Origin of the sequence: Devosia sp. WQ 349K1, from assembly GCF_016595685.1 — a bacterium.
Taxonomy (GTDB): domain Bacteria; phylum Pseudomonadota; class Alphaproteobacteria; order Rhizobiales; family Devosiaceae; genus Devosia.
On the sequence record NZ_JAENGO010000001.1, the window covers coordinates 966,340 to 992,041 of the forward strand.

Annotated in this window: 22 protein-coding genes; 7 read left to right on the forward strand and 15 right to left on the reverse strand. The window is 57.7% G+C overall.

Going from position 1 to position 25,702, the window contains the following annotated elements:
- Positions 1-18: 18 nt before the first annotated feature.
- From JHL21_RS04590 to JHL21_RS04605, 4 genes are all read right to left on the reverse strand, one after another.
- Complete coding sequence (locus JHL21_RS04590; protein ID WP_200212096.1) at positions 19-765, reverse strand: DnaJ family molecular chaperone; 747 nt, start codon at positions 763-765, stop codon at positions 19-21.
- A gap of 87 nt (positions 766-852) precedes the next feature.
- The gene (locus tag JHL21_RS04595; RefSeq protein WP_200212098.1) at positions 853-1,800 is read right to left on the reverse strand and encodes a hypothetical protein; all 948 of its coding nucleotides are present in this window, start codon (positions 1,798-1,800) and stop codon (positions 853-855) included.
- Between the two features lie 122 nt (positions 1,801-1,922).
- Complete coding sequence (metF, locus tag JHL21_RS04600; protein WP_169195138.1) at positions 1,923-2,816, reverse strand: methylenetetrahydrofolate reductase [NAD(P)H]; 894 nt, start codon at positions 2,814-2,816, stop codon at positions 1,923-1,925.
- A 1-nt stretch (position 2,817) separates the two neighbouring features.
- Complete coding sequence (locus tag JHL21_RS04605) at positions 2,818-3,780, reverse strand: metalloregulator ArsR/SmtB family transcription factor (RefSeq protein WP_169195137.1); 963 nt, start codon at positions 3,778-3,780, stop codon at positions 2,818-2,820.
- Between the two features lie 156 nt (positions 3,781-3,936).
- Here JHL21_RS04605 and JHL21_RS04610 point away from each other — a divergent pair, with 156 nt between their 5' ends.
- On the forward strand, positions 3,937-5,190 hold the full coding sequence (locus tag JHL21_RS04610) for a mechanosensitive ion channel family protein (protein WP_200212099.1): 1,254 nt from the start codon (positions 3,937-3,939) through the stop codon (positions 5,188-5,190).
- On the opposite strand, the gene JHL21_RS04615 is transcribed toward JHL21_RS04610, so the two are convergent.
- Positions 5,178-6,302, reverse strand: coding sequence for a DUF2336 domain-containing protein (locus JHL21_RS04615; protein WP_200212100.1), 1,125 nt, complete (start codon positions 6,300-6,302; stop codon positions 5,178-5,180). The two genes, JHL21_RS04610 and JHL21_RS04615, sit on opposite strands and share 13 nt — an antisense overlap.
- A 60-nt stretch (positions 6,303-6,362) precedes the next feature.
- Positions 6,363-7,928, reverse strand: coding sequence for a winged helix-turn-helix domain-containing protein (locus tag JHL21_RS04620; RefSeq protein ID WP_200212101.1), 1,566 nt, complete (start codon positions 7,926-7,928; stop codon positions 6,363-6,365).
- A gap of 113 nt (positions 7,929-8,041) precedes the next feature.
- Here JHL21_RS04620 and JHL21_RS04625 point away from each other — a divergent pair, with 113 nt between their 5' ends.
- The gene (locus JHL21_RS04625) at positions 8,042-8,224 is read left to right on the forward strand and encodes a hypothetical protein (protein ID WP_200212102.1); all 183 of its coding nucleotides are present in this window, start codon (positions 8,042-8,044) and stop codon (positions 8,222-8,224) included.
- Between the two features lie 61 nt (positions 8,225-8,285).
- Here the strand turns inward: JHL21_RS04625 and katG are convergent, their stop codons facing one another.
- Positions 8,286-10,490 carry a catalase/peroxidase HPI gene (gene katG, locus JHL21_RS04630; RefSeq protein ID WP_367948153.1) on the reverse strand — a complete coding sequence of 735 codons (2,205 nt, stop codon included), beginning with the start codon at positions 10,488-10,490 and terminating at the stop codon, positions 8,286-8,288.
- A 93-nt stretch (positions 10,491-10,583) separates the two neighbouring features.
- Here katG and JHL21_RS04635 point away from each other — a divergent pair, with 93 nt between their 5' ends.
- Complete coding sequence (locus JHL21_RS04635; protein ID WP_200212104.1) at positions 10,584-11,483, forward strand: hydrogen peroxide-inducible genes activator; 900 nt, start codon at positions 10,584-10,586, stop codon at positions 11,481-11,483.
- On the opposite strand, the gene rarD is transcribed toward JHL21_RS04635, so the two are convergent.
- Positions 11,480-12,400, reverse strand: coding sequence for an EamA family transporter RarD (gene rarD, locus JHL21_RS04640; RefSeq protein ID WP_200212106.1), 921 nt, complete (start codon positions 12,398-12,400; stop codon positions 11,480-11,482). The genes JHL21_RS04635 and rarD overlap by 4 nt on opposite strands.
- Before the next feature lie 175 nt (positions 12,401-12,575).
- Between rarD and JHL21_RS04645 the strand changes: the two genes are divergently transcribed.
- Positions 12,576-12,992 (forward strand): host attachment protein, encoded by a 417-nt coding sequence (locus JHL21_RS04645; RefSeq protein WP_169195128.1) that lies wholly within the window; start codon positions 12,576-12,578, stop codon positions 12,990-12,992.
- Between the two features lie 251 nt (positions 12,993-13,243).
- Here the strand turns inward: JHL21_RS04645 and JHL21_RS04650 are convergent, their stop codons facing one another.
- The 7 genes from JHL21_RS04650 to ettA form a co-directional block, all read right to left on the reverse strand.
- A complete protein-coding gene (locus tag JHL21_RS04650) occupies positions 13,244-14,092 on the reverse strand; it encodes an alpha/beta fold hydrolase (protein ID WP_200212108.1) in 849 nt (282 codons plus the stop codon).
- A 9-nt stretch (positions 14,093-14,101) separates the two neighbouring features.
- Positions 14,102-14,440, reverse strand: coding sequence for a hypothetical protein (locus JHL21_RS04655; protein ID WP_210338833.1), 339 nt, complete (start codon positions 14,438-14,440; stop codon positions 14,102-14,104).
- Between the two features lie 118 nt (positions 14,441-14,558).
- A complete protein-coding gene (locus JHL21_RS04660) occupies positions 14,559-14,924 on the reverse strand; it encodes a response regulator (RefSeq protein ID WP_248305962.1) in 366 nt (121 codons plus the stop codon).
- Positions 14,917-16,359 carry a sensor histidine kinase gene (locus tag JHL21_RS04665; protein WP_200212116.1) on the reverse strand — a complete coding sequence of 481 codons (1,443 nt, stop codon included), beginning with the start codon at positions 16,357-16,359 and terminating at the stop codon, positions 14,917-14,919. The genes JHL21_RS04660 and JHL21_RS04665 overlap by 8 nt, the downstream gene beginning before the upstream one ends.
- Before the next feature lie 589 nt (positions 16,360-16,948).
- Positions 16,949-18,055: an XRE family transcriptional regulator gene (locus JHL21_RS04670; protein WP_200212117.1), complete on the reverse strand. Its 1,107-nt coding sequence runs from the start codon at positions 18,053-18,055 to the stop codon at positions 16,949-16,951.
- Positions 18,056-18,715: a hypothetical protein gene (locus JHL21_RS04675; protein WP_200212118.1), complete on the reverse strand. Its 660-nt coding sequence runs from the start codon at positions 18,713-18,715 to the stop codon at positions 18,056-18,058.
- A 155-nt stretch (positions 18,716-18,870) separates the two neighbouring features.
- Positions 18,871-20,526, reverse strand: coding sequence for an energy-dependent translational throttle protein EttA (gene ettA, locus JHL21_RS04680; protein ID WP_169195123.1), 1,656 nt, complete (start codon positions 20,524-20,526; stop codon positions 18,871-18,873).
- A 133-nt stretch (positions 20,527-20,659) separates the two neighbouring features.
- Between ettA and JHL21_RS04685 the strand changes: the two genes are divergently transcribed.
- The 3 genes from JHL21_RS04685 (at position 20,660) to JHL21_RS04695 (ending at position 25,689) form a co-directional block, all read left to right on the forward strand.
- Positions 20,660-22,075: a pitrilysin family protein gene (locus JHL21_RS04685; RefSeq protein WP_200212119.1), complete on the forward strand. Its 1,416-nt coding sequence runs from the start codon at positions 20,660-20,662 to the stop codon at positions 22,073-22,075.
- Positions 22,072-23,403 (forward strand): pitrilysin family protein, encoded by a 1,332-nt coding sequence (locus tag JHL21_RS04690; protein ID WP_200212121.1) that lies wholly within the window; start codon positions 22,072-22,074, stop codon positions 23,401-23,403. Before JHL21_RS04685 ends, JHL21_RS04690 begins: the two co-directional genes overlap by 4 nt.
- Before the next feature lie 111 nt (positions 23,404-23,514).
- Positions 23,515-25,689 (forward strand): AI-2E family transporter, encoded by a 2,175-nt coding sequence (locus tag JHL21_RS04695; RefSeq protein ID WP_200212123.1) that lies wholly within the window; start codon positions 23,515-23,517, stop codon positions 25,687-25,689.
- Positions 25,690-25,702: the final 13 nt, after the last annotated feature.

Below are 25,702 nucleotides of genomic sequence, written 5' to 3' on the forward strand. Positions count from 1 at the left end.
GGCAGCGCCACTGATCCGTCAAGTGAGCATCGGTTGGGGTTTGGGCCGAGTAATCGCTTGATATGCCAAATTGATCGACGCCATGCGCGCAGTCGCGACATCGATCAGCTCTTCAGGCACACCCTTAGCGATCAAACGGTCCGGATGGTGTTCGGCGACCAGCAGGCGATAAACCCGGCGCACTTCCTCAGGCGGCGCATCGTGGCGCAGGCCCAGCACCATATAAGGGTCCACCCCCTCCTCCAGCATCACATGCTGGGAGGCGATCTGTTCAAACCGCGCCTCATCGAACCCAAAAATTGAGCTGACGTGTCGCAGGTATTCCAGCTCGCTTTCATGCACGAGGCCGTCCGCCGTGGCGATAAAGAACAGCCCGTCGAGCACGTGCTCCAACGTTTCTGGCGTTTCGGCGAAATAGCGGGACACTTTGCGTGCATAAGAATCGTAGCCAGCAACATCCTGCTTAGCCAAATTGAAAAGCTTCTGAACCTGCTCGCGGCTATCGTCGGCAATATCGACCGTTGCGTTAAACGCCCGCACTTCCGATGCGGTCACCGCGCCGTCAGCCACAGCCATCTTGGCCGACAAGGCAATCAAGGCTAGCGTAAACGCGGCGTCGCGCCCACCCGGTAGCCATGTGTCTGGGTCGAGAATATCAGCCACTCGGCCCGCGAGGCCGGTGCGATCTGAAAACGAGCCAAGGAACCGCGACAGCTTATGACGCAGATCGTTGTTTTCTTCAGCTTTGCGGACGCAAGATAACATTTGCTGTCGCTTTCAGTTTCCGTCGAAACACCTCTTTATCGGCATTTTACGATGAAGTCCATGGCAGCACCGCATGGACCCGTTTCATCAGTTCAACGGATAGACTTCATATTCGGGGATGTCCCTACCGTCATAAACCGGAGGGAAGGCCCTTGGTTGCGCGTTCGCGGGACCTTGATCAAAGAAAAAACCGCCCGGCACATAGTCATTGCCACCACCAACATTGGCCGGAGGCACGACTGCGTTTGGTGGCACGATCTGCTGGCGGCGAACGGTGGCGCGGCTACCCTGCTGATTGAGGAAATCCTGCACAGGCCCCGCTTCCCATTCTTCCATGCCATCAAGCTCTTCAGGCCGAATGACGCGATTGTCTTGGGGTCGGATAACACGGTTATCTGACGGACTTATGACGGTCTGGCTATGGATCGGCGGCGTATCGATAATCAGGGGTGGTGTATATGCAACCTCGGCTGACGGCGGACGCTGCCACGCAGGCGTCGGAAAGCCGACGACCTTTGGCACAGTAGCAACAACCGCAGGAGCAGGAGCCGCTGGTGGCGTTGCAGCGGGCACAGCCACAGGAGCCGGTGCTGGTTTTGGCGCAGGCTTCTCTACAGCCTGCGGTGCAGGCTGTGCAGGTGCTGGAACCGCTGGCTTTGCGGCAACTGGCTTGGTTTCAGGCTGAGCCGAGGGCTTAGCCGCAGGCGCGCTGCCACCGCCCGAGATATAATCGGGAAGCGCACGTCCGGAGTTCAAAAAATTATCGACCACATCGCCAGACTGCGCCGCAGCAGGTGCACTCGCCTTTGGAGCTTCCGCCACCTCTTGGCGCGCTTCAACCACCGGTGCCGCCGGGGCTGAAACGGCTGCAGGCGCTGACGCAACAGCAGGCGCACGCACTTCACTGACCACAGCCACGCTTGATCCGACATCAGGCATGAACTGGCGTGTAATGAAGTCAGCGGACGGAATAGCCACGACCAGCAAAGCGCCGGTCCAGGCCAGGCCATTGGTAATGCGGCGGTCGATCTTCATAAACATCATCCAAACGGCTGTGGGCGCTAGGCGAGGACAAACCCCGCTTTCATGGCCACAATATGAACTGCGGCCATGATCCCATCATCCGCCACCCCGTCTGAACGGGGGATGAACGCCTCTTACGGGCGGCGACCGAGCAGGCGCGCGAGTGCCAGAACCAGATTTGACCGGTTCAGCGTAAAGAAGTGGAACTCGGTTATGCCTTCATCGAGCAATTCGGTGACCTGTTCCGCCGCAACCGCCGCAGCCATGAGCGCATGCGTTTCTGGGTCTTCGTCGAGCCCATCAAACCGCTCCGCGAGCCATTCTGGGATCGACGCACCGCAGCGGCCGGCAAAGCCAGAAATCTGCTTGAACGAGTGGATTGGCTGAATGCCGGGCACGATTGGCGCGGTGATACCGGCCTTTTGCGCGCGCTCGACATAGCGCAGATAGTCCGCGTTCGAGAAGAACATCTGCGTAATCGCACGGTTCGCACCGGCATCGATCTTGCGCTTGAGATTGTCGATTTCGACATCCCAGCTTTCGCTCTGTGGGTGCTTTTCGGGATAGGCGGCAACCGAAATATCGAAGTCGCCAATCTTGCGAATACCCGCAACCAGATCGGCCGCGTTCTGATAGCCTTCCGGATGCGGCGTAAACGGCTGCCCAATGCCTTCTGGCGGATCACCGCGCAGCGCCACAATGCTAGTCACACCGGCATCCTTATAGCCGCGCACAACCTCATCCACTTCGGCCTTGGTCGCGCCAACGCAGGTCAAATGCGCCGCTGCCGGAACGCCGGTGTCCGACGCAATGCGGCTCACCATGCGCAGCGTACGCTCGCGGGTCGAACCACCGGCACCATAAGTCACCGATACAAAGCGCGGCTTAAGCGGAGCAAGCTTGTGCACGCTTTCCCAAAACCGCTCTTCCATAACGTCGGTCTTGGGGGGAAAGAACTCGAACGAGATCTGCAGATCCGGCCGCGTCTCTGCGGTCTTGCGGCTAGCGCGCAAATTGTCATCGAGCATTTTAGTTTTCCGTCTTATTTCGATCGACCAGAGACCACAGACACACGGTCAGCCCCTGATCATTTGTGTCGCTTGGGAACAGACGCACAGACTGCACATCCATTCCCGCTGAATTGGCCCAACCCGACATCTGCTCATCGGAGAGACCGAGACGTCGGTGCGCGTGGTCGGTGCGCAAAAATTCGAGTGTGTGCGGCGCAAAGTCAACGATCAGCACCTGCCCACCGGGTTTCAACAACCCCTTGGCCTGCGCCAGCATTCGGCCCGGATCGTCAAAATAGTGCAACACTTGGTGCACCACGATCACGTCCGCTGGTCCCAGCGTGCTATCCAGCGCCGCCATATCGCCAAGACGGACCTGCGCATGGGCGAGCCCGGCTTCCACCAGGCGCGCTCTGGCAACCGCCAACATTTCACGGCTGGAGTCGATGCCGATCCCGCGCTCATAAGCAGGCGCCAGCACCTCGAGCATCCGCCCTGTGCCCGTCCCCAGATCAAGCAGCAGCTCAATCTTGCGTTCACCCACTGCTTCCAAAACCGCAGCTTCAACCGCAGCTTCTGGCACATGAAGGGTTTTCAGCAAGTCCCAGCTATCCGCCACTTGCGCGAAGTAATTCGCCGCCAGAGCCTGCTGCGCGCTCCGCGCTTCGGCCTGTCGCGCTCTGTCGCGCAACCGCTCAGGGTCAGTGGGGTCAACACGTGAGGTCAGCCAACGGGCCAGATCTGCGCCCTGCCCCGATGGGGTCAGGCGATAGTAGGCCCAGGCCCCTTCCGCATGGCGTTCGATTAGGCCTGCATCGGCAAGCAGCTTCAAATGACGGCTGACACGGGGCTGACTTTGATCCAATATCTCGGTCAGGTCCTTGACCGAGTGATCGCCATCGGCCAGAAGCGCCAAAAGGCGCAGCCGGGTGCTTTCCCCCGCCGCCTTCAAAACGCCCACCAACTCGTTCAGATTGCTCATACACACCTCAGATATAAAGATATGTTTATATCTTTATCGTGACGAGGTCTAGCCTGTTCTTAACCCCTTTGCCGTCATTCTGCCACGCGGTTCCTTTTGAAGGGCCCGCCCGGCAAACCGCCGTATTCCAGCGGATGCCCGCTGATAGGAGTCTTTATGCTGCCACTTGAGTGGATCGACAATCACCCGCTGGTCAGCACAAGCATAGCGCTCATCCTGCTCGCACTCGCCGCTTATGCAGCGAATCTGGTGATAAAGCTCGTCCTCTTGCGTGTTCTGCATCGCCTGCTCAAGTTCACGCCCTATGGCAAAGACCCCGAGCTCAGCCGCCAGAATGTCATTGAGCGCCTCTCCCAGGCCGCGCCACCACTGATCATCGCACTCGGCATCGCCATTGTGCCAAACCTGCATGATGTTGCCGTCGTCGCCATTCGCAACGTCGCCAATGCCACCATTATTCTGATGCTGGCCCGCGCCATTTCGGCTGTGCTCAACGTCGTTGACGTTATCTACCATCGCCGCCCCAAGGCCCGCCTTCGGCCGATGAAGAGCTATATTCAGGTTCTCAAAATCGCGGTCTATGTCATCGCCACGGTGATGATGATCGCAACGCTGATGGATCAATCCCCGGTCATTCTGCTCTCGGGTCTTGGCGCTATGGCCGCCGTCTTGATCCTTGTGTTTCAGGACACGCTGCTCTCGCTGGTCGCAGGCATTCAGATTTCGTCCACCGACATGGTCCGCGTTGGCGATTGGATCGAAGTGCCCAATCAGGACGCCAATGGTGATGTTCTCGCCATCGAGCTGCATACGGTCAAAGTCCAAAACTTTGACAAAACCATCACCACCATCCCCATTCGCCGCCTCGTCACCGATCCGTTCAAGAACTACCGTGGTATGCAGGAATCCGGTGGCCGTCGCATCAAGCGCGCCATCAATATCGACCAAAGCTCCATCCGCTTCCTCAACCAGGACGAACTCGATCGTCTGGCCTCAATCGGCCTTCTCGAAAACTACCTCAAAAAGAAGCGTGAGGAGATTGCGCAGTGGAACGCCAGCCTGGGCGAGCGCGCCACAGTCCCTGCGAACACGCGCCGCTCAACCAATATCGGCGTCTTCCGCGCTTACGCTGAAGCGTATCTGCGCAACCACCCCCACATTCACCCCTCAATGGTGATCATGGTGCGCCAGATGGAGCCCACCTCCACCGGCTTGCCGATGGAGTTCTATGCCTTCACCAACACTGTGGTTTGGGTGAATTACGAAGCTATCCAGTCGGACATCTTCGATCATCTCTATGCCATTCTGGCAGAGTTCGACCTGCGCGTTTTCCAAGAACCCGCAGGTCACGATATGCAACAAATGGGCAAGCTACTCGCTCAGCCAAGCCGGGCCACTCAGGCCGAATAGCGCTCTAGGCTGGGGCCTTTCTTACGAAAGGAATGTGCGCGCCAGAGGGCGAAAATCTCTCTGGCGTCTTCCAGCTCCAGCGCCTTAAACCGCGACAGAACCATCCGCTTTTCTTCTTCAGACGGCAGATCGCGCCACGGCAGTGTGGCAACAATCGCCTCATAAAGGTCTGCGTTCAGCCCCAGCGCCTTCAGCGCCACGGTGAGCGCTGCGTAATCCTGCGAAGCCAGCCAGCGCACCACGATCTCCGGGCCGACCTTGAGCATCACCGCGATCCCCGCAGCCGAATGGTGACCATAGCCAAAGCGGGCAAATCGCGCCAAAGCCCGGTCATCAAGCTGACGGCGATCCGCCAAGCCCTTCACCTGATTATAAGCGACCTTCCACTCCTGCGCATTGAACCCCGCACGAGCGCGCAAGCGGTTGTAAACCACCGCGTTGATCTTGCTCGCCGTAACCGGATCGAGCGCCACGTTGGCTTGCGGAATGGCCTGCAGAACCTTTTCAGACGCCTCATCGATCTCGTTGCGAACCGAGGACCAATCGATGTCATTGCGTCCGCGCAAATCGTCAGCCAGCGCGGCGTCCTGCTGGGCACGCTTGATGAGTTTCGCCAGCGTTTCGCGCGCAAACTCAGCCTTGGGGTTTTGCACCAGACGCACAACCGAAGCGCCGTCGCCATGCTCAACAATGGCTTCCCCAACCCGCTCATTGACGCCATTGCGGCTAGCAATGGCGATGCGATGCTCTTCGGTTTGGTTGGCAATGATGTCGATCAGATCGTCATCACTGAGAACCGTCGAGAACTCGAGCAGAGGATGCGCCACTTCGATCGCGTCATTCGCGAGCCGAAGCACCACCGTGCCGGGTGCGCGCTCCAGTGGAGCCAGAATTTTCGCGACATGCGCCCGCGCTTCGATCTCGACATATTCAGCCAAACGGCAGAGCGCTTCGTCATACTGATTGACCTGATCGTCGTCGCAGCGGTCAGACACAAACGAAAACAGCTGCGCCATGTTCCGAAACAGCATCGTGCGTTCAGACGTATCGCTTTCGGTCGTCAACACGCGAAAACTTGCGAACGCTCTTTGCCCATTATCATTCTCGCCCATGCGCCCTATCTCCGAGTGTGGCTTTTTGGGAGAGATTGAACCCCTATCTGCTTGTGGCTGCTAAAGCTTCACTCCAGCATTTGAATAAAATTGTAGCAAATTGAGTTCCGCGAGCACTTCCGGCGGCATGAGGTTAAGCTCAGGAAACTGCTCATGCAAAACCGCCGTCAACCCTGACAGCACCTGCCGTCTATGCTCGACAGATAGAAAATGACGCGCTGAGGTATAATACAGGTGCTGGATCATCGCCGTGGCGCGCTCAGGCGTTAATGCCGCCAGCATGGTTTCTTGCTCGGGCGTCATGCTCTGCAAGGGCGAGATAAAAAACAACGCAATGGCTTGGGCATGAGGCCACGCCTGAAACAATTCCAACGTTGTCGTCTGAACCTCGGCGCGCCGTCCTCCGGCCATAAGAGCGGTGCATTTGAGGATCAGGAGATAGGCGTAAAACTCTGTACCAAACTCTGCCAGTTCCAGCCCGAGGTCATAGAGCCTTAGCGCCTCCTCGAGTTTCCCCGCACACATATAGAGCTGCGCCCGCGTGGCATAGGCGGCGGCGAAAGCGGTCGATTCCGCAAACGCTTCTTCGGCCAATTGCTCTGCAAATTCATGATGACCGCGATTGATGAAAAACAACATCTTGGCGGCCGCCAACTTCAACAACGGATTGTCTTCCGTGGCCTGCAAATGTCCTAAAACAAGGCTCTCGATCTCATCCTGCAAAGCCTCCACTGCGCCCGGCGCAGACAGAGCCGCATCCGGGGGCCAATCAATGCTTTGCACCATGCGATTGAACGCCCAAAGCATCGCCAAAGTTGAGTCATCGGGCGCATGCCCCCGCGCTGCCTGGAGCTCGCGCTCGCCCACTCGCCAATGCGCTACAGGCGCCATGAGCGCGCGGTTCGCCTGACTCAAGCGGATTTCCAGAGGAACATCGCTCGCGCTGATCGGCGCTGTATGGTCGGGTTGGGCCATATTTTGCCAAATGGCGCTCCGCACCCAACGCGCCAACTCAATCGCTTTTGGCAAGGCATGACCCCGCTCAACGACCAGACGCACGCAGGCCAAAGCACGCGGACTATCGTGACCGGTCAGCGTGAGCACGCCATGAACGCGCCCCTCATCGGCAATACAGGCCAGCGCCAAGCCATATTGATGTTGCCCCTGTCCCCCACCACTCGCGTCGATGACCACAGCGCGGCCGCGTCCGAGAATACTGGTGAGTTGCCGATGGAGTTGGGCGACAAGCTCCTGCGCCAGAGGCGCGCCCACCTCTCCTTGAAGCGGTCCAAGCACGAGAAATGCGTCTGAAGTTTTGCGCGTCTCTTGCGCCACCCACACATAGCCTTCGCCATATTGCGTGGCGACAAACCGGGGCTCCCTTGCGTCGTCCTGCAAATGCCGGCGTAGCTTATTGACGAGAAAATCGACATTCCGCTCGCCCGCCTCGCGACCAGTTTGACTGAGGGATTGAGCCAACTCACTCCGGGTCACCACGGCCCCTGCCTTCCGTGTCAGGGTCAGCAGCAAGGTGCGTTCTTGTCGGGTGAACACCACGACACAGCCATCCGCACGTCGTGCCGACCGCATCGAAGTTTCAAAATCAACACCTTCGTATGAAGGCATTCCCCCTCCTAAAAACCAACCCCATCACAAACAAAATTCAAAAATCAAACAGTGAGCTAACAATCACACAATAGTCTTCATCACTCAAACGCAAATACCACAAAGGAGTGATCATGACCAAAACCAATCACGACTATGGAAATACACCCCTTTGGAGCGCCATGATTAGCGCCAGATCGAACGGCGCCATCAAACAAATGTCAGAGCGTTATTCATGTGACGCTTCAGCACCACCCGACACGCCTTCAGCCACTGTGTGGCAGCGCATGGCTGGCTGGCTAAAACGCACCGATTAGAAGCAAAAAAGCCCCGATGCTGAGCACCGGGGCCTTTATATTCAGAGCAAAGCTCTAGCGATTAGCGCAGATCGAAACGGTCTGCGTTCATCACCTTGGTCCAAGCCGCTACGAAGTCACGAACGAACTTCTCAGCATTGTCGGCCTGACCATACACTTCGGCGATTGCGCGCAGCTGGCTGTGCGAACCAAAGATCAGGTCAGCGCGGGTCGCGGTCCAACGCGCTTCGCCAGTCACACGATCAACGCCTTGGTAGAGGTTGTCGCCAGCTGGGGTCCACTTGGTGGACATGTCCAGCAGGTTGACGAAGTAGTCGTTGGTCAGCGCTTCTGGGCTGTCGGTGAAGACGCCGTGTTCGTTGACGCCAGCCTTCAGCACGCGCAGACCACCAACCAGTGCGGTCATTTCCGGAGCGGAAAGGCCGAGCAGCTGTGCACGATCCACCAGTGCGGATTCTGGAGCCAGACGCTGCTTGAGGTAGTAGTTGCGGAAGCCGTCAGCAGTTGGCTCAAGCCACTTGAAGCTGTCAGCGTCGGTCTGTTCGTCGGACGCATCTACGCGGCCCGGGGTGAACGGAACTTCGATAACAACACCAGCGTCGAGCGCTGCCAGTTCAACACCGACCACACCGGCCAGAACGATCAGGTCAGCAATCGAAACGCGCTTCGAACCGGTCTGGCTTTCGTTGAACTCAGCCTGGATTTCTTCCAGGGCGGTGAGAACTTCAGCCAGCTGTTCTGGCTGGTTGACAGCCCAGTCCTTCTGCGGCGCCAAACGGATACGAGCGCCGTTTGCACCACCACGCATGTCCGAACCGCGATAGGTCGAAGCCGAAGCCCAAGCGGTCGAAACCATTGCCGATACCGAAAGACCAGCAGCCTCAATGTCGCCCTTAAGAGCCACGATGTCAGCATTGTCGATCAGCGCAAAGTCACGCGCTGGAAGCGGGTCCTGCCAGATCAGTTCTTCCGATGGAACTTCCGCGCCGAGGTAACGAGCCTTCGGGCCCATGTCACGGTGGGTCAGCTTGAACCAAGCGCGCGCAAATGCATCAGCCAGTTCATCTGGGTTCGCCAGGAAGTGACGGGAGATCTTGTCGTAAGCTGGGTCCATGCGGAGCGCCAGATCGGAGGTCAGCATCGCTGGAGCCCAGCTCTTGCCTTCGATATGCGCATCCGGAACAGTGCCAGCACCGGCGCCGTTCTTTGGCGTCCACTGCTTTGCACCAGCTGGCGAAGTGGTCAGTTCCCATTCAAAACCATAAAGGTTTTCGAGGAACTTGTTGCTCCACTGGGTCGGGGTCTGCGTCCAGATGACTTCGAGACCCGACGAAATGGTGTCTGCACCCTTGCCCGAGCCAAACTTGCTGTTCCAGCCGAGGCCCTGTGCTTCGATTGGCGCGCCTTCTGGCTCCGCTTCAACCAGCGATGCGTCGCCCGCACCGTGGGTCTTGCCGAAGCTGTGACCACCAACGATCAGCGCAACGGTTTCGTAGTCGTCCATCGCCATACGGGCGAAGGTGTCACGAATGTCACGAGCAGAATCCAGCGGATCGGCGTTACCAGCCGGACCTTCTGGGTTCACATAGATCAGGCCCATCTGCACAGCCGAGAGGGCGTCGTCGAGCTTGCGCTCGCCGGTGTAACGCTCAGCGTCCGAAAGCCATTCGCCTTCCTGACCCCAGTAGATGTCCAGTTCTGGAACCCAGGTGTCAACGCGGCCGCCAGCGAAACCAAAGGTCTTGAAGCCCATGGATTCGAGCGCAACGTTACCGGTCAGGATGAACAAGTCAGCCCAGGAAATACGGTTGCCGTACTTGCGCTTGATTGGCCACAGCAGACGGCGGGCCTTATCGAGGTTGACGTTATCTGGCCAAGAGTTCAGCGGCGCGAAACGCTGCTGGCCTTCGCCACCGCCACCACGACCGTCCTGAACACGGTAGGTGCCAGCGGAGTGCCAAGCCATACGGATCATGAACGGGCCATAGTGACCCCAGTCGGCTGGCCACCATTCCTGGCTGTCAGTCATCAGCGCGCGAAGGTCTGCCTTGAGGCCTTCGTAGTCGAGCTTTGCAAACTCTTCAGCGTAGTCGAATTCTTCGCCAAGCGGGTTCGCCTGAGCAGAATGCTGGTGCAGGACCGAGAGGTCGAGCTGGTTTGGCCACCAGTCGCGGTTCTGCGTACCGGTCTGCTGCTTGCCATGATTCACCGGGCACTTGCCTGCCGGTGCTGCGTCTTTCTGGTCAGGGAATACGTTATCTTCCACAGCGGGGCTCCTTTTTATTGGCCCCACATATACGGATTCGCACGCCATAAGGCCAATTGATAATTCTACCAATCATGATAAGATTATCTTATCATGCAAATCTCGTTGAAACAGATGCGTTACGCCGTTGCAGTCGCCCGCGCTGGCCATTTTGGCCGTGCTGCGGAAACCTGCGCAGTCACCCAACCTGCCCTGTCTCAACAGATCCTCGCCCTAGAGGCGCTGTGTGGCACGCCTTTGTTCGACCGGTTGAAAACCGGCGTTCGCGTCACCCCATTCGGTCAAGAGTTCGTTCTGCTCGCCGAAGAGGCCCTCCGCAGTGCGGAAGCGCTCGACGCTTTCGCCTTGCGTCACGCGGACCGCCCAGATCGCCCGCTCCGCTTTGGTCTTATCCCCACGGTCGCGCCTTATCTGCTGCCCGAAATCTTCCCGGCGCTCGGCCAGACCATGCCCGATTTGCGCTTTGCGATTTCCGAAGCGCAAACAGATAATCTGCTCACCAGCGTCCAAGACGGACGTCTTGATCTCGCGCTGATCGCCACCGAGCCACCGCAAACCGGCCCACGCCTTGTGGTTCATGCCCTATTTGAAGATCACTTCGTTCTGGCCACGCCCAGCAATGAAATCGTTCAGCAGCCGGTTTCGCTTAACACCATCGCGCCTGAACGCATGCTGCTGCTTGATGAGGGCCATTGCTTCCGCGATCAGGCCATTGCCGCCTGCGGCCTGCCGGGCCGTGGCAAGAGCACGTTTTCCGCGACCTCGCTCTCTACCATTGTGGAGTTCGTCGCCTCAGGTCAGGGCGTCACCCTGCTGCCTGAAATTGCGATGCGCAAAGAAGGCCATAACCCGCGCATTGCGGTCCATCGGCTCAATGACCCAACCGCAACCCGTCAGTTGCGGCTCGTCTGGCGCGAAGCCACGCCCTTTGGCAAAACCTTTGAAGCCATTGCTCACCAGATCCGCCAGGCGCAACCGCCAACCGCCGCCTAGGCCTTGCTGCGCCGGTAGCGTCTCAAACCGTCCCACGAGTAGATCGCCAAGGCGAACCAGATCAGGGCAAAGCTGGCAAATCGGACCGGATCAATGCTCTCACCAAAATAGGTAATCGCCAGCACAAAGGTGATCGATGGTGAGAGATACTGCAGCATGCCAATGGTCGTCATGCGCAAGCGACGAATGCCATATGCAAACATAATCAACGGCAAAGCTGTCGCCGGACCGGTCAAGACCAAGAGCGTCATCAGCTTAGGGTCCGCATGAACCCCCGCCCCGTTCGCCGCAAAATAAAGCCCCACCAGCACCATGGCGATGGGCGAAACAACAATCGTCTCGACAAACAGCCCTGAAGTTGAGCCCACCTGTGCCGTCTTGCGGATATAGCCATAGGCCGCAAAACTCAGGGCCAGGCTGAGCGCGACAAGGGGCACCTTCCCCAGTGCCACCCACTGAATAGCAATCGCGAGACACGCCACCGCAATCGCCGAATACTGTACGCGGTTCTGTTTTTCTCCCAAAAGCGCGATGCCAATGGCGACGTTGACGATGGGGTTGATGAAGTAGCCAAAGCTGACCTCCAGCACCTGCCCGCTTTCGACCGCCCACACATAGATCAGCCAATTGCCAAACAGCAGCAGCGCCGAGCTGGCCAAAACCGCCAAGGTCCGCCGATTGGCCAAAACCGCTTTGACCTCTCCAAATCCAGTGGTGAAGGCGAGCAAGAGCCCAACAAACAGCACCGACCAAAACGCCCGCTCTGCCACCACCAACACCGAGCCCGCGGGCTCAAGAAAGTGGAACAACACCGGCAATACGCCCCAGGTGGAATAGGCCCCGACCGCCGCCAGCACCCCACTATTGTCGTTCGCCTTGGCAGGCTGTGGACCACGAACACGATTTGGCGAAGACATAGAACTACCCCGGCACGGACCCGTGCCCCTTGGCAGTAACAGGCTCACAGCACGCCATCAATTGGCCCCGCGCGCCTCCGGTATAAACTTTGCCACCCTTGGCAAACTTTTGACTCTATCCCACGTTGTACTCAGTGACCGCACTTGAACGCGGGACCATAGAGAGGAGAAACAGATGAAAACTGTCACCTGGATCCTGATTGCCAACGGCACGCAAGCCCGCGTTGTCGAATACAACGGCCCCAATAAGGGTCTCACCACAATTGGCGCACTCGATTGGTCGATAGAGCCCCTGCAAGCGCAAGACATCAACACCGATAAAGAGGGCAAGGGCAAAACCTCAGACAAAAGCCCCGCTCAATTGCGCGAAGCCGATTTCATCAAGGAAGTTGCCGCCCGCCTCGATAAGCGCGCTCTCAAAAACGAATTCCAACGCCTCGTCATCGCCGCCGCCCCGATTGCCTTGGGCAATCTGCGCAAGGCGATGTCCGAGCACGTCAAAAAGACCATTATCGCCGAGTTGGACAAAGACCTGACCAACATCCCCACCGACCAAGTCGGCAAGCATTTCGACGGCATTATTCCCGTCTAACTCAAACCTTCGGCACACTCGCTATCGTCCCTCCCCCGACCAAGGGGAGGCTAGGTGGGGGTATGTCCGCCACCGTCCGAAGTCAAACCACCCCAATGAGATGATCGGGGGGTAGACAGCCATGACTGCTACGCTCAACTGGCTGGATTAAGGAAGGTGTCACACCAGCCTCGCCACACACCCGATCTGCCTCCCTCCCCCTAGAGGGGAGGGATTGAGGGTGGGGGGACGAAACCCTCAAACGCGAACGCCTAAACCGCGTCCTCGTCCTCATCTTCGTCATCCACCCCGCTTAGCACGTCCAAAAACTGCAAGAGCAGTGAATTGACCAGGTCCGGCCGTTCAACGCTTGGAATATGCGCCACGCCCTCAAGCACCACGGCAAATGCATTGGGCATGGTTTCCGAGAGGGTTTCGTGTCGCTCAACCAGCGCCGTAAAATCCTCATCACCAACGATCAGCAGCGCTGGCGCCGTCACATCCTCTGTGCGATCCCACGCCTTTGGCCGCGCGATCTCTCCCGTCAGCTCCGGCTTACGCAAAATAGTGCCGTTCATCTCCATAAACAGCGCCCGCGCATCCCCGCTCACACGGCCACTTTTCGCCCGAGGCCCATCCAGCCATTGATGAGTGATAACCTTATTGAGCATGTCGAGATCGCCGCGATCCCATGCGTCTTCTTCGGCCATTTCAATGGCGCGTTCTTCCGCCGTCGCCGTCCATGGCGCGCCTGTCACTGAAGTCCCAATCAGCACCAAACCCAACACGCGTCCCGGATGCGCCAGCGCAAAGTCGATGGCGAGGCCACCGCCCATCGAGCAGCCGACAAACAGCGCCGCGTGAATATCGAGCGCGTCGAGCAAGGCTTCGAGATCGTCGAGATGGTTGAAGGCTTCGTCGGCGCTGGTGGTCTCGCCATAGCCACGGCGGTCATAAGCAATGGCGTGCCAACCGGCATCCGCCACCGCGCTCATCTGCTCGGCCCACATGCGTTTGTCGCAAACACCGGCGTGCAGGAAAATGATCGGGAGCCCGTCCCCCTGTTCTACCCCCTCGATGGTTGCGCCACCAATGTCGATAGAAAAGGGTTCTGCGGTCATTTTAGGAACTCACTCTGCGATACTGGCGCAGAAGGTAATCTCTTTGATCGGCGCAAACCAGCAACCGTCTCGATCCGCTACCGGAAAAAAGCGCCCCAATTGTGCGGGCGACCGACCGGGCTGACTATCCGCCGCGATCACATAGCCAGGACCAGCGCCATCGGCCTCATGGGCGAAAACGAAAGTGTCGCCGTTTGGCAGAGCAAAGGTAATGCCGCCACCGTCGACTGCCACGTCACACGCGAAGCTGTCGTAGCCAGTCAAAGAGCATTCCCCAGAAGCCCCCAGCGCGGGCACTGCGAGAGCGCAGCTGAACAGCAATGCCGCTCCCGTCAAAAACCTCTTCATCAAATCCCCCAGAAAGCCAAGGCTCCGCAACCGCGGTGGTTTTGCACAGCTTACCGTAGAAAGTCCAGCGGCCTCAAAGGGTTTTCGCATCCTCCTGCCGCAATGGTAAAACAGCCCCTTAATTGAGCTTGAGCAGGGTGTTAAGCGCGTTCGAAATGTCGGCCTGAGTGTAAGGCTTTGAAACCACAGGACTGTCCTGCCATTCCGCCGACAGCCCCTCGCGTCCGTACCCCGTTGCAAAGAGGATCGGCACCCCACGGTCGGCCAAAATCTTCGCCACGGGGAACACCGAGGAACCACCAATATTGACGTCCAATATCGCAGCATCGGGCTGTTCAACCGACGCCGCCAGCGATTGGGCTTGGTCGATCCACATCGCTTCACCCACGATTGTGAACCCCAAATCCTCCAAAATGTCTTCGAGATTGAAGAGGACGAGCGTTTCGTCCTCAACCACAAAAATCTTGCCGGATGGATTAGCCAAAATCGCCCTCCTGCGCGCCATAGGCCGCGGGGGGCACCGACAACAGTGCCGAAAATCCCTCAGCGGCATAACGCTGGTTGAGCGTCCCACCCAATTCACCGGTCACGACTGTGCGCAAGAGGCGCGAGCCAAATCCGGTTCGCGTCGGCTCCGCCACACGTGGGCCGCCGCGTTCCACCCAGTTGATCATCAACTCCGTGTTGGCGCCCTGCTCCCAACTGACCGACAACACACCATCGGCCGAGGACAGAGCGCCATGCTTGGCCGCATTGGTCGCCAGTTCATGCAACACCAACGCCAGCGCAATCGTCGACTTGGCATTGATCGGGATGATCGGCCCGCCATAGCGCACGCGCTCATCGTCAAACGCCGAGAGCTCCTCGCGCACCAATTGGCCGATTTCCGTGTCGCGCCAACTGCGCTGGCTCAAAATCGTATGCGCCTTTGAGAGCGCAATCAGCCGAGATTCAAAGTTTGATCGCGCCGTATCGAGGTCATCGGTCGTCCGCAGGGTCTGCCGCGCGATCGATTGCACCGTCGCCATCGTGTTCTTGACCCGATGGTTCAGCTCATCAATCAGCAGGCGCTGCCGCCGCTGCGCTTTGACCGCCTCGGTGCGATCAATCCCATGCACGAAGACCCCGGAGATATGGCCGTCACGATCTTTGATCGGGTTGAACGTGAAATCGAGATAGCGTTCCAATGGAGGCTGGCTCGGATCATTGTTGATGATCACCTTCGCCGCCTCGGCACTATGGAAATAGCCTTCGTGATAGACCCGGTCGAGCAACAGGAAGAACCCTTGCTCGATCATTTCCGGCAGAGCGTCTGCGCCAGCCATCCCCACCGTCGCGCGATTGTTCACCATCGTCGCGAACCCATCAGAGGCGAATTTGATTTCGTGGTTCGGGCCGGAAACCACCACCACAAAGCCCGGAGCCTGCTGAAACAGCCGCCGAAATTCATCAGCTGTTTTCTCAGTCTCCCGCGTGCGCTCGATCAACTGCGACGCCGCCGGAAGCGCTGCGAATGCCAAGGTCCCGTCCGGATCGGCATGGGCCAGCTCGGACACGTCCGAGGCCTGTTGCAGAATATATTGCACCTCGCCATCCTCGCCCAGAATAGGCACTTGAACGGCGGTCCAATATTTTTCGCGGATCGTGCCGTCCGCGCCAGCGATGGGATAATGCAGATAGGGCAGTGTCTGACGCAGCCCCGTCTCTAAAACGCGCTCATAGGATTGCTGGAGCTTGACGCGCCCTTCCCCCGAATTCGGGAACAGCTCGAGCACCATGCGCCCCACGACGTCTTCGCGCTTGCGTTCGGCGGCCTCCAAATAGGCCGCGTTCACAGCCAAAATGCGCAGCTCGCGATTGAGAAGGAGGTAGGGACTGGGGAGCGCCTCAAAGACGCGGGAAAAGACCGTCACATCCATGCGCGCGTCAGCCCCTTACAAAAATAGTCCCAAACCGGAAGACGTTTACGTCTGACATTGGTTCCCGTCAGAAGCAGAACTGCCGGAGGAAACCGGCAAACAAGAGCAGCTTTCCCTCACATTGCTTAAGGCCCAATGAAGAGAACACTGCGTTTTTCTCTAGGTGGAGGCCGGAGAACTTTTCTAGACTTATCCCCGCCGACATAACCTAAGTTAGTTTCATGCCCGTTGCGCCCATGAGCACGGTCATGACGAGTGAACGGGACGCAACGGCAGACGCAATGGGGTCGCCCATTGCTGATCCAACCTCTGGACCTGGTAGTCAGCGTGATACCCTAGGGCCAAGATCGTGGCGGCCGCTGCCAGCGCTGCCACAGCCAAGCCCAAATGCGGCAGCGCAATTGGGCGACAGCTTCTTGCGATGACGGGCCTCGTCATTGGCCAGATCGCCCAGAGGTGAGGATGGTCTGTCACTCCGGCGAGGCGGAAACCTCACCCTTTTCACCACCCCTTTTATCGAGGCCAAGCCTCGCCGGGGTTGCTCATCCAACAAAAAACCGGCCCCGAAATTCGGGACCGGCTGAATTTGCTATGGCGCAGATGGTTTCGAGAAAGGCACAACGTTACTCGCGCCCCCTGCATCAATCCACTCATCACCAATCATGGTGATCAGCATATCGGAGGAAATACCCAACTCATCCAGAACCGACTTCAATCTTCCAGGCTTTGAGGTAATTTGCCTCATAGCGGCGACCATCAATTCGGGAACTTCAAGCGCCAGTTCGTCGTCGTATCGCTCAACCTTAGACTGACCTGTCTTCATCAGATGGATGTTTGCAGACCGATACTGAGACGGGGAAATCAGACCTAGATCGAATGCCCGGTGGATGATTGCGCGCAGCGACAGTTTCCACTTCAGCTTCATTCTGTAGAGCGCGTTCCAGTCGATCCTACTGGTGAGAGGGAAATCTATTTCAAACTGCTTTGCCGGTATCATAAAGGCGCCTGCGAAACGGTGAGCTTGCCGCTCCGTAACAGCATCACCGGTCACTAACCCCTGATGCATAATCAGATGCCCGATTTCGTGCGCTATATCAAAACGCTGTCGAGCTAAACTTGCCTTCGCGTCACCTCGCACAATTATTGGACGCGGCCGGTCCATAGACAATGCATCCACCCGTTCAGAAAGCCCGCTAAAATGAGTGACTACTGCTCCAGCGTTTTCTGCAACACGAATGACATTGGTGATAGGGGCGTCGCTACCCAAGCCCCAGACTGCACGAGCATTTTGCGCAGCTCGCTCAACGTCATGGAAATTCTCAACTTGGACGCGCGGGAAGTTTACAGCAGGCAGCCGAAGGTGTCGTTCCACCACTTCGACTAGCCGATCCATCATCGTTCCTCGCGCAACTACCTGAGAAGCAATATATAGAGGCGTCGTGGCCTGTTTCCTGAAGTGGACCTGCTCTACTCTCACTTGGTTTTGCGCATTCATCGAAAAGAATTCGGGTTTCACCCCTAGCTCGGCCGCGAGTACCGCAATGAACTCAGAAGATGGGAGTTTGATCCCACTCTCCAGCTGATGAAGATACTGCCTACTGACTAAACATTTCTGCCCAAGCTCGTCGAGAGACCACCCTCTACACATGCGCACGAGTCTCAGTTGGTCGGCTGAAAATGTAGCCAACTGGTTCATTTAGGCACTTTTATTCCCGTCCTCATGATCATCATTATCCTGATTATCATCTTCGTCCGCCTCGCGCTCACCCACCGGCGGAGCGCCAAGCTCGACTTCGTCCGCTTCGCGTTCACCGACCGGCGGAGCGCCAAGCTCGACAGCCCCCGTATGTTCTGGCGCAGTTCGAAGATCAATAGGCGAGCTGAAAGGAATGTTCCAATTAAATAGGATCTCGTCAGCATGGGAACCAACGCAAAAAATCGCCAGTGCAGCGCCCTCGGCATCCGTCTCAATGGCGATGCGAACAGTAACATCCAAAAGGTCGGGCGTATCAAAAGCAAGACTTAACTGGCGAAGCTCTGGGAAAGAGACGTTTTTAACGCGATGATTCTGATCTTCAGGATCTCCCCTATAAAATCGTAGAGGAATAGAGCCTAAGCGAAAAACAAAACGCTTCGAAGGATCTACAATTGACAGCCAATTCACGTCTTCCTGCTCAGAAAAGCTAGTAATCATGTGACATGAAGAACGAAATGCGCGGCATCCGAGCACCCAGTCATCATCCCCGATAGACGGCTCATGACGATCAACCACCATGTCTCTCGCCAGAGCAATAAGCCTTGCAACGACTTCTAGACGATCCGCAGTCAGGTCTGGATGAAATTCCCAAGGCTTCATTTTATAGAATCCGTCGTTTCAACAGTCGCTATTGAAATGGCAATATTACGATTCTGTCAACCACCTATAGATATGTCAACTTGAGTAGCTCATCCAACAAAAAACCGGCCCCGAAATTCGGGACCGGCTGAATGTGTTGCTCGTCTTGAAAAGACTTAGCGGGTCAGCGGCTTGTAGGTCGCGCGCTTCGGGTTGACAGCATCGGCGCCAAGACGACGGACCTTGTCCGCTTCATAGTCCTGGAAGTTGCCTTCAAACCATTCAACATGGCTGTTGCCTTCAAAGGCCAGCATGTGGGTCGCCAGACGATCGAGGAACATACGATCGTGGCTGATGATCACTGCGCAACCTGCGAATTCTTCCAATGCTTCTTCAAGCGCTGCAAGGGTTTCGGTGTCGAGGTCGTTGGTCGGTTCGTCGAGGAGGAGAACGTTCGAGCCCGCCTTGAGCATCTTTGCAAGGTGAACGCGGTTACGCTGACCACCCGAAAGATTGCCAACCTTCTGCTGCTGATCGCCACCCTTAAAGTTGAAGGTGGAGGTGTAAGCGCGCGAGTTCATTTCGCGCTTGCCGAGCATCAGAACGTCGTCGCCGCCAGAAATTTCTTCCCAGACGGTCTTATTGCCATCGAGCGCATCGCGGCTCTGATCGACATAACCAAGGTCAACGTTTTCAGCGACCGTGATGGTGCCCGAGTCTGGCTTTTCCTGACCGGTGAGCATCTTGAACAACGTGGTCTTACCCGCGCCGTTCGGCCCGATGATCCCCACGATACCGCCCGGAGGCAGCTTGAACGAGAGGTTGTCGATGAGCAGACGATCACCAAACGACTTGGAGATGCCTTCAACGTCGATAACATTGTGGCCGAGGCGTTCGCCTGGCGGAATGATGATCTGAGCGGTGTGCGACTGGGTACGCGCATCGTTGATCTTGACCAGTTCGTCATAGGCCTTGATACGCGCCTTGGACTTGGACTGGCGTGCCTGAGGCGACATGCCCATCCATTCCTTTTCGCGTTCCAGAACCTTGGCGCGAGCTGCGTCTTCGCTCTTTTCCTGCGCAAAGCGCTTGGCCTTGGCATCGAGGTAAGCGGAGTAATTGCCTTCGTAAGGCACGCCACGGCCACGGTCGAGTTCGAGAATCCAACCGGTCACGTTGTCGAGGAAGTAGCGATCGTGGGTGATGATCAGCACTGCGCCTTCGAATTCACGAAGGTGACGTTCGAGCCATGCGGTCGTTTCAGCGTCCAAATGGTTGGTCGGTTCGTCGAGCAGCAGCAGATCTGGCTTGGAGAGCAGCAGCGCGCACAGAGCCACGCGGCGCTTTTCACCACCCGAAAGGTTGGCCACCGAAGAGTCGCCCGGAGGGCAACCAAGGGCTTCCATAGCCACTTCGACCTGGCTTTCCAGATCCCAAAGGTTTTGGCTGTCAATAACGTCCTGGAGCTTGGCCGCTTCGTCAGCGGTCTCGTCCGAATAGTCCATCATCAACTCGTTATAACGGTCGATGACAGCCTTCTTCTCCTTAACGCCGAGCATGACATTGCCCAGGACGTCGAGGTTTGGATCGAGCTGTGGTTCCTGCTCAAGATAGCCGACCTTGGCGCCATCGGCTGCCCAGGCTTCACCGGTGAATTCGGTGTCGATACCGGCCATGATCTTGAGAAGGGTCGACTTACCCGAGCCGTTCGGGCCAAGGATGCCGATCTTCGCATCGGGGTAGAACGAGAGGTGGATGTTATCCAGAACCTTCTTGCCCCCGGCGTAAGCCTTGGACATGCCGTGCATGTGATAAATGAACTGTCTGGCCATCGCCGCGTTCCTCGAATGGAAATTTGTGCCTCATTTAAGTGATACCCACCAGCTAAGCAACCGCCGCAGCAAAAGCCAAATGCCGCGCTTGCTAGGAATGTCGGCGTAATTTGAAGTCGGAGCTTATAAGTCAATGAACAGGACCATCTCCTGGCCCCTTATCTCTGTTTTTCTGGTGTCACCGGCATTTGCCGAAGATCTCCAGATCATTCCTGATATCAATCACTACACCTTGGATAATGGCCTGCAGCTGGTGGTGATTCCCGATCACCGTGCACCCGTCGTCACACAAACAGCATGGTACAAAGTCGGCTCAGCCGATGATCCCACCGGTCAATCCGGCATTGCCCACTTCCTTGAACATTTGATGTTCAAGGGCACCGAGAAATTCCCCGGTGGCACGCTTGATCGTTTGGTCAGCGAATCCGGCGGCAACCACAACGCCTTCACCACCTATGACACCACCGCCTATCTCCAGACCGTGCCAGCCGGTGTGCTGCCACAGATCATGGAGATTGAGGCCGACCGCATGCGCAATCTGCTTCTGCCCGAAGCAGTGATTGCCTCTGAGCGTTCCGTTGTTGAGAACGAGCGCCGCCAAGTCGTCGACTTCGACCCCGGCAGTGTTTTGACTGAAGAGATCGACGCCACACTCTTCCAGAACCACCCCTACCGCATCCCGATTATCGGCTGGGCCCACGAGATCACGCAGCTCGATCAAAAAGATGCTCTCGGTGTCTATGAGCGGTTCTATGCTCCCAACAATGCAATCGTTGTGATTGCGGGAGACGTAACCCCCGATGCAGCGCTCAAGCTGGCTGAAGAAACCTATGGCAAAGTTCCGCGCGGGCCAGACCTGCCGGAGCGTGTTCGCCCGCAAGAGCCAACACAAGAAACCACGCGCACGGTGACCCTTTTGGATGACCGCGTGTCAACGCCGAGCTTTATCCAGTCTTGGATTGTGCCCTCTTACCGCACCGCCGAACCGGGCGAAGCGGAGGCACTCGACGTTCTCAGCGCCATCCTGAGCAACGGCACTCTGAGCCGTCTCAATCAGGAACTCTATATCAATTCCAGCGACGCCTCTTATGCTGCTACCTATTACGATGGTGGCGCTTACGACTATGGCCGGTTCAGCCTAACCGCTTCGCCCCAGCAGGGCGTTGACCTCAGCGCGCTCGAAGCCAAAGCCTATGGCGAAATCGAAAAGATCATCGAAAACGGCGTCACCGATGCCGAGCTGGAACGCATTAAAAACCGCTATCTGCGCAATATGATCTTCCGCCTCGATAGTGCTGAGGGTGTGGGCGATTACTATGGTTCTTGGCTCGTCAACGGCATGACCATTGACGAGATCAATAAGCGTCCCGACCAAATCCGCGCCGTCACCTCGGCCGATATTCAGGCTGTCGCTGCAAAATACCTGCGCCCCGAAATCTCAGTCAGGGGATATCTCCTGCCCAAGGCCAAAGCTGAAACAGGTGATGCGCCTGCCCCGGCAGAACCCGCCCCAAGCTTGGCCCCAGTAACCGAGGAGACAGCGCAGTGATCGCCTTCCCAATGACCAAATCTGCCCGTCTCGCCACCCTGCTCGCTCCAGTATTGTTGGGCACGCTCACGCTCCCGGCTGTCGCTGAATCCAAGTTCAAGCAGTTCACCACGCCCGGCGGCATCTCCGCATGGATGGTGGAGGATCAGACCTTCCCCATCATCTCCATGGCCTTCGCTTTTAAAGCCGGCGCAACCCATGAGCCTGCCGACAAGGCAGGCGTTGCAGGCCTCACCGCCGCAGTCATGACCGAAGCCACCGCGCAGCTCGACCCCAACCAACTCGCCGCCAAGGTCGAAGAGGTTGGGCTCGAACTCCAGCTCTCTGCTGACCAAGATTACTTCTGGGGCAGCGCCCGCACCACCAGCGACCACGCCGATGAGGCTTTTGACCTCATGGCCGAAGTGCTCAATGAGCCTCGCTTCGCGCAAGTAGATCTCGATCGCGTGCGCCGCATCGCCATTGAAAACATTCGCAGCAACGCTGAAGACCCGAGCTATCGCGCCTCGCTATTGTGGAACGCCGCCATTTATGGCGACCACCCCTATGCCCGCCCTGCTATTGGCACCGAGCAAACTCTGACCGCAATTGCGCCAAATGATCTGCGCGCCTTCTACAAGGCCGGTCTCTCGCGCGACGCGCTCAAGATCGGCATCATCGGTGCTGTGACCGAAGCTGAAGCTGGCGCGATCATCGACAAGGCTTTTGGCTCTCTGCCTGAAAAGAGCACCCTGCCAACGGTTGAAGCCGCCGAGCTCAACATTGGCGAAACTCTCGCCGTGACCTATCCGCTCCCCCAAACGAGCCTCCGTATCACCTATCCAGGCATCGCTATCGAAGACCCGGACTATTACCCGGCTCAGGTGCTCGTTGAGATGCTGGCAGGTGGTGGGATCAGCTCCATCCTCAACACCGAAGTGCGTGAAAAGCGCGGCCTGTCCTATGGGGTCGGCGGCGGCCTAGCCAATTTCCGCTATTCCAACCTCATCACGTTTGACACCTCCACCGAGCCTCAAAAAGCGGTCGAAGCGCATACTTTGATCAATGACATCTTCAAGCAGATCGCCGAAGAGGGCCCGACCCAAGAGCAGGTTGATCTCTACAAGCGCTATCTGGTCGGCTCCTACGCCATCAACAATCTTGGGTCCACCGGCGGTCTCGTCGGCACCATGGTCAGCAATCAATTGCTGAACCTGCCCCTCGATTACGTCGACACCCGCACCGAGTTGATTGAGGCGGTAACACCGGAACGCGTACAGGCCGTCGCCAAACGCATCTTTAGCGCAACGCCAACAGTTCTCACTATCGGCCCAGAAGCCACAGAGTAAAACGCCAAGTTGGCGCGCCGATCACTTCTGCTCGGCGCGCCAGAATTGACTTAGATTAAGCGGAACGAAGTCATCACGCCTTTGTTATGCTGACACTTAGGGATTGTCAGCATGTCAGAACTTCTAACGCCTCCCGCGACGCATTCACGTCGCCCCTCCGCTTTTGAAAGCGTCGCCACTTTCTGCCTCATAGCCGCATTGCTTTTCTTCGGCGCAGGCATTTTTGTTCCTCTGGTTTTGGCGATCCTTCTCGCGTTTGCCCTCAACCCGGTCGTGTCCATGCTCAATCGCAGACTGGGTCTTCCCGACCCTGTCGCGGTTATTTTGGCCGTCCTTTTGGCCATGACCCTTTTGGCCGGTTTTGCGCTCCTCGCTGGCTCGCAAATCGCCCATCTGGCGCAAGAACTGCCGGGCTATCGCCAGACCATTCAAGGTAAGATTGAAGGCCTGCAAAGCCAGTTCAGCGGCCTGACATGGCTGGATCAGTTCAATGGCATGATCTCCAATATCGGCGCAGGCTTCGGCGGCAGTAGCGACGCGCCAGCCGTTGCCGGCCAGATGAAGCCGATCCCGGTCTCCATCTCCAATGAACTGGGGCCCCTAAGCATTGTCACCTCGGTGATGGGCTCTATTGTTGGCCCTGTCGCGACCATTGCCATCGTCACCGTGTTCCTGATCTTCCTGTTGATGGGCCGTGCAGATCTGCAAGATCGCTTCATTCGCCTCGTCAGCGCCGGTCGCTACTCGCTCACCAATCTCGCCATCACCGACGCCAGCCGTCGCGTTGGCCGCTATCTCATCATCCAGCTGTGCGTGAACATCACCTATGGCGTTATCTTCGGCATTGGCCTCTGGCTCATCGGTGTACCTAGCGCCCCGCTCTGGGGCATGATGATCGTGCTGTTCCGCTACATTCCCTTCGTTGGCGCGCTGATCGTGGCCGTGCTCCCCTTCGCCCTCGCCTTCGCGGTCGATCCGGGCTGGAACATGCTGCTGATGTCGGTCGGTCTCTTCCTCATCATCGACCTCACCACCGCCAACGTCATCGAACCGCGCCTCTATGGCACCAGCACGGGCGTTTCCCCGCTCGCCATTCTGCTCTCCGCCATGTTCTGGGCCACGCTCTGGGGTCCGGTGGGCCTGATCCTCGCCACGCCCATGACCGTGTGCCTCGTCGTGATCGGGCGACACCTGCCGCAGTTCCAATTCCTCGAAACCCTTCTCGGCAGTGAACCCGTACTCTCGCCCGCCGAACGCCTCTACCAGCGCATGCTCAAGGGCGACACCGAAGACGCGATTGATCTCAGCGACGACTATCTCGAAGAAAATGGCCGCGCCGCGCTCATCGCCGATGTCATGCTCCCGGCTCTGCGCCTGGGAACAACCGAGCTGTCAGACCGCCCAGAGTCCCTGCCCCAGCGTCGCCAGCTCATCACCTCGTTTGAAACCGTCATTGCCGACGTCTTCGAACATGAGTTTGCCGATAATGCCTCCGTCCTCATCGTGGGCGGCCGCACCGAGATTGACGAAGCGGCCGCGCGGCTCATCGGTCTAGAGCTGGCTGAGCGGACCATCCCCGCCACCATTCTTCCTCCCGGCGCGATCCGTCAGGAATCCATTGGCCGCCTAGACCTCGATCCGGTCGAAACCCTCGTTCTGGTGTTCATGGGACGCGATGTACGCGCTCAATGCCGCTATGTCGCGCGCCGTATCCGCCGCATGAGCCCCAATGTGCGCCTCATCGCCATTGTCACCAATGCGCTTGCTGCCGACGAAACCGCAGACTCGCTCCATGTCGACAACGTCTACCGCGACTTCCACTCCGCCGTTGATGGCATCTCGGAAGTGGCAACACCAAAAACCATTGAGCCTTGGGAAGAAGTACCGCAACCCTTCGCCGGTCTTGGTCGCGGCGATGATGCTCTGGGTCAGGAACTTGACGCGATTGCCGAGCGCTTCGGCGTCCCGGCAGCGCTCATCAATCTTATCGATGATGACCGTCACCTCGACGATGGCGATGCTGCCAAGCTCACCCAGCTTGTCGTTTCCGACAACGCTCCACTGATCGTCCACGCAGCAACGCCGGACGAGCGCATCGGCGACAACTCATATCTGGTGACCAACGGCATAGACTTCTACGCGGCAGTGCCGTTAACGGTCGCCAACGGCACCACCCCGCTCGGCGCACTGGTCCTCTTGGACTATGAGCCACACGAAGGCTTCACGGAGGACGATCTCGCACGCCTCAAACAAGAGGCCGCAAAGCTCGTCGAAAACTTCGCTTAGCAACAATCCCAGT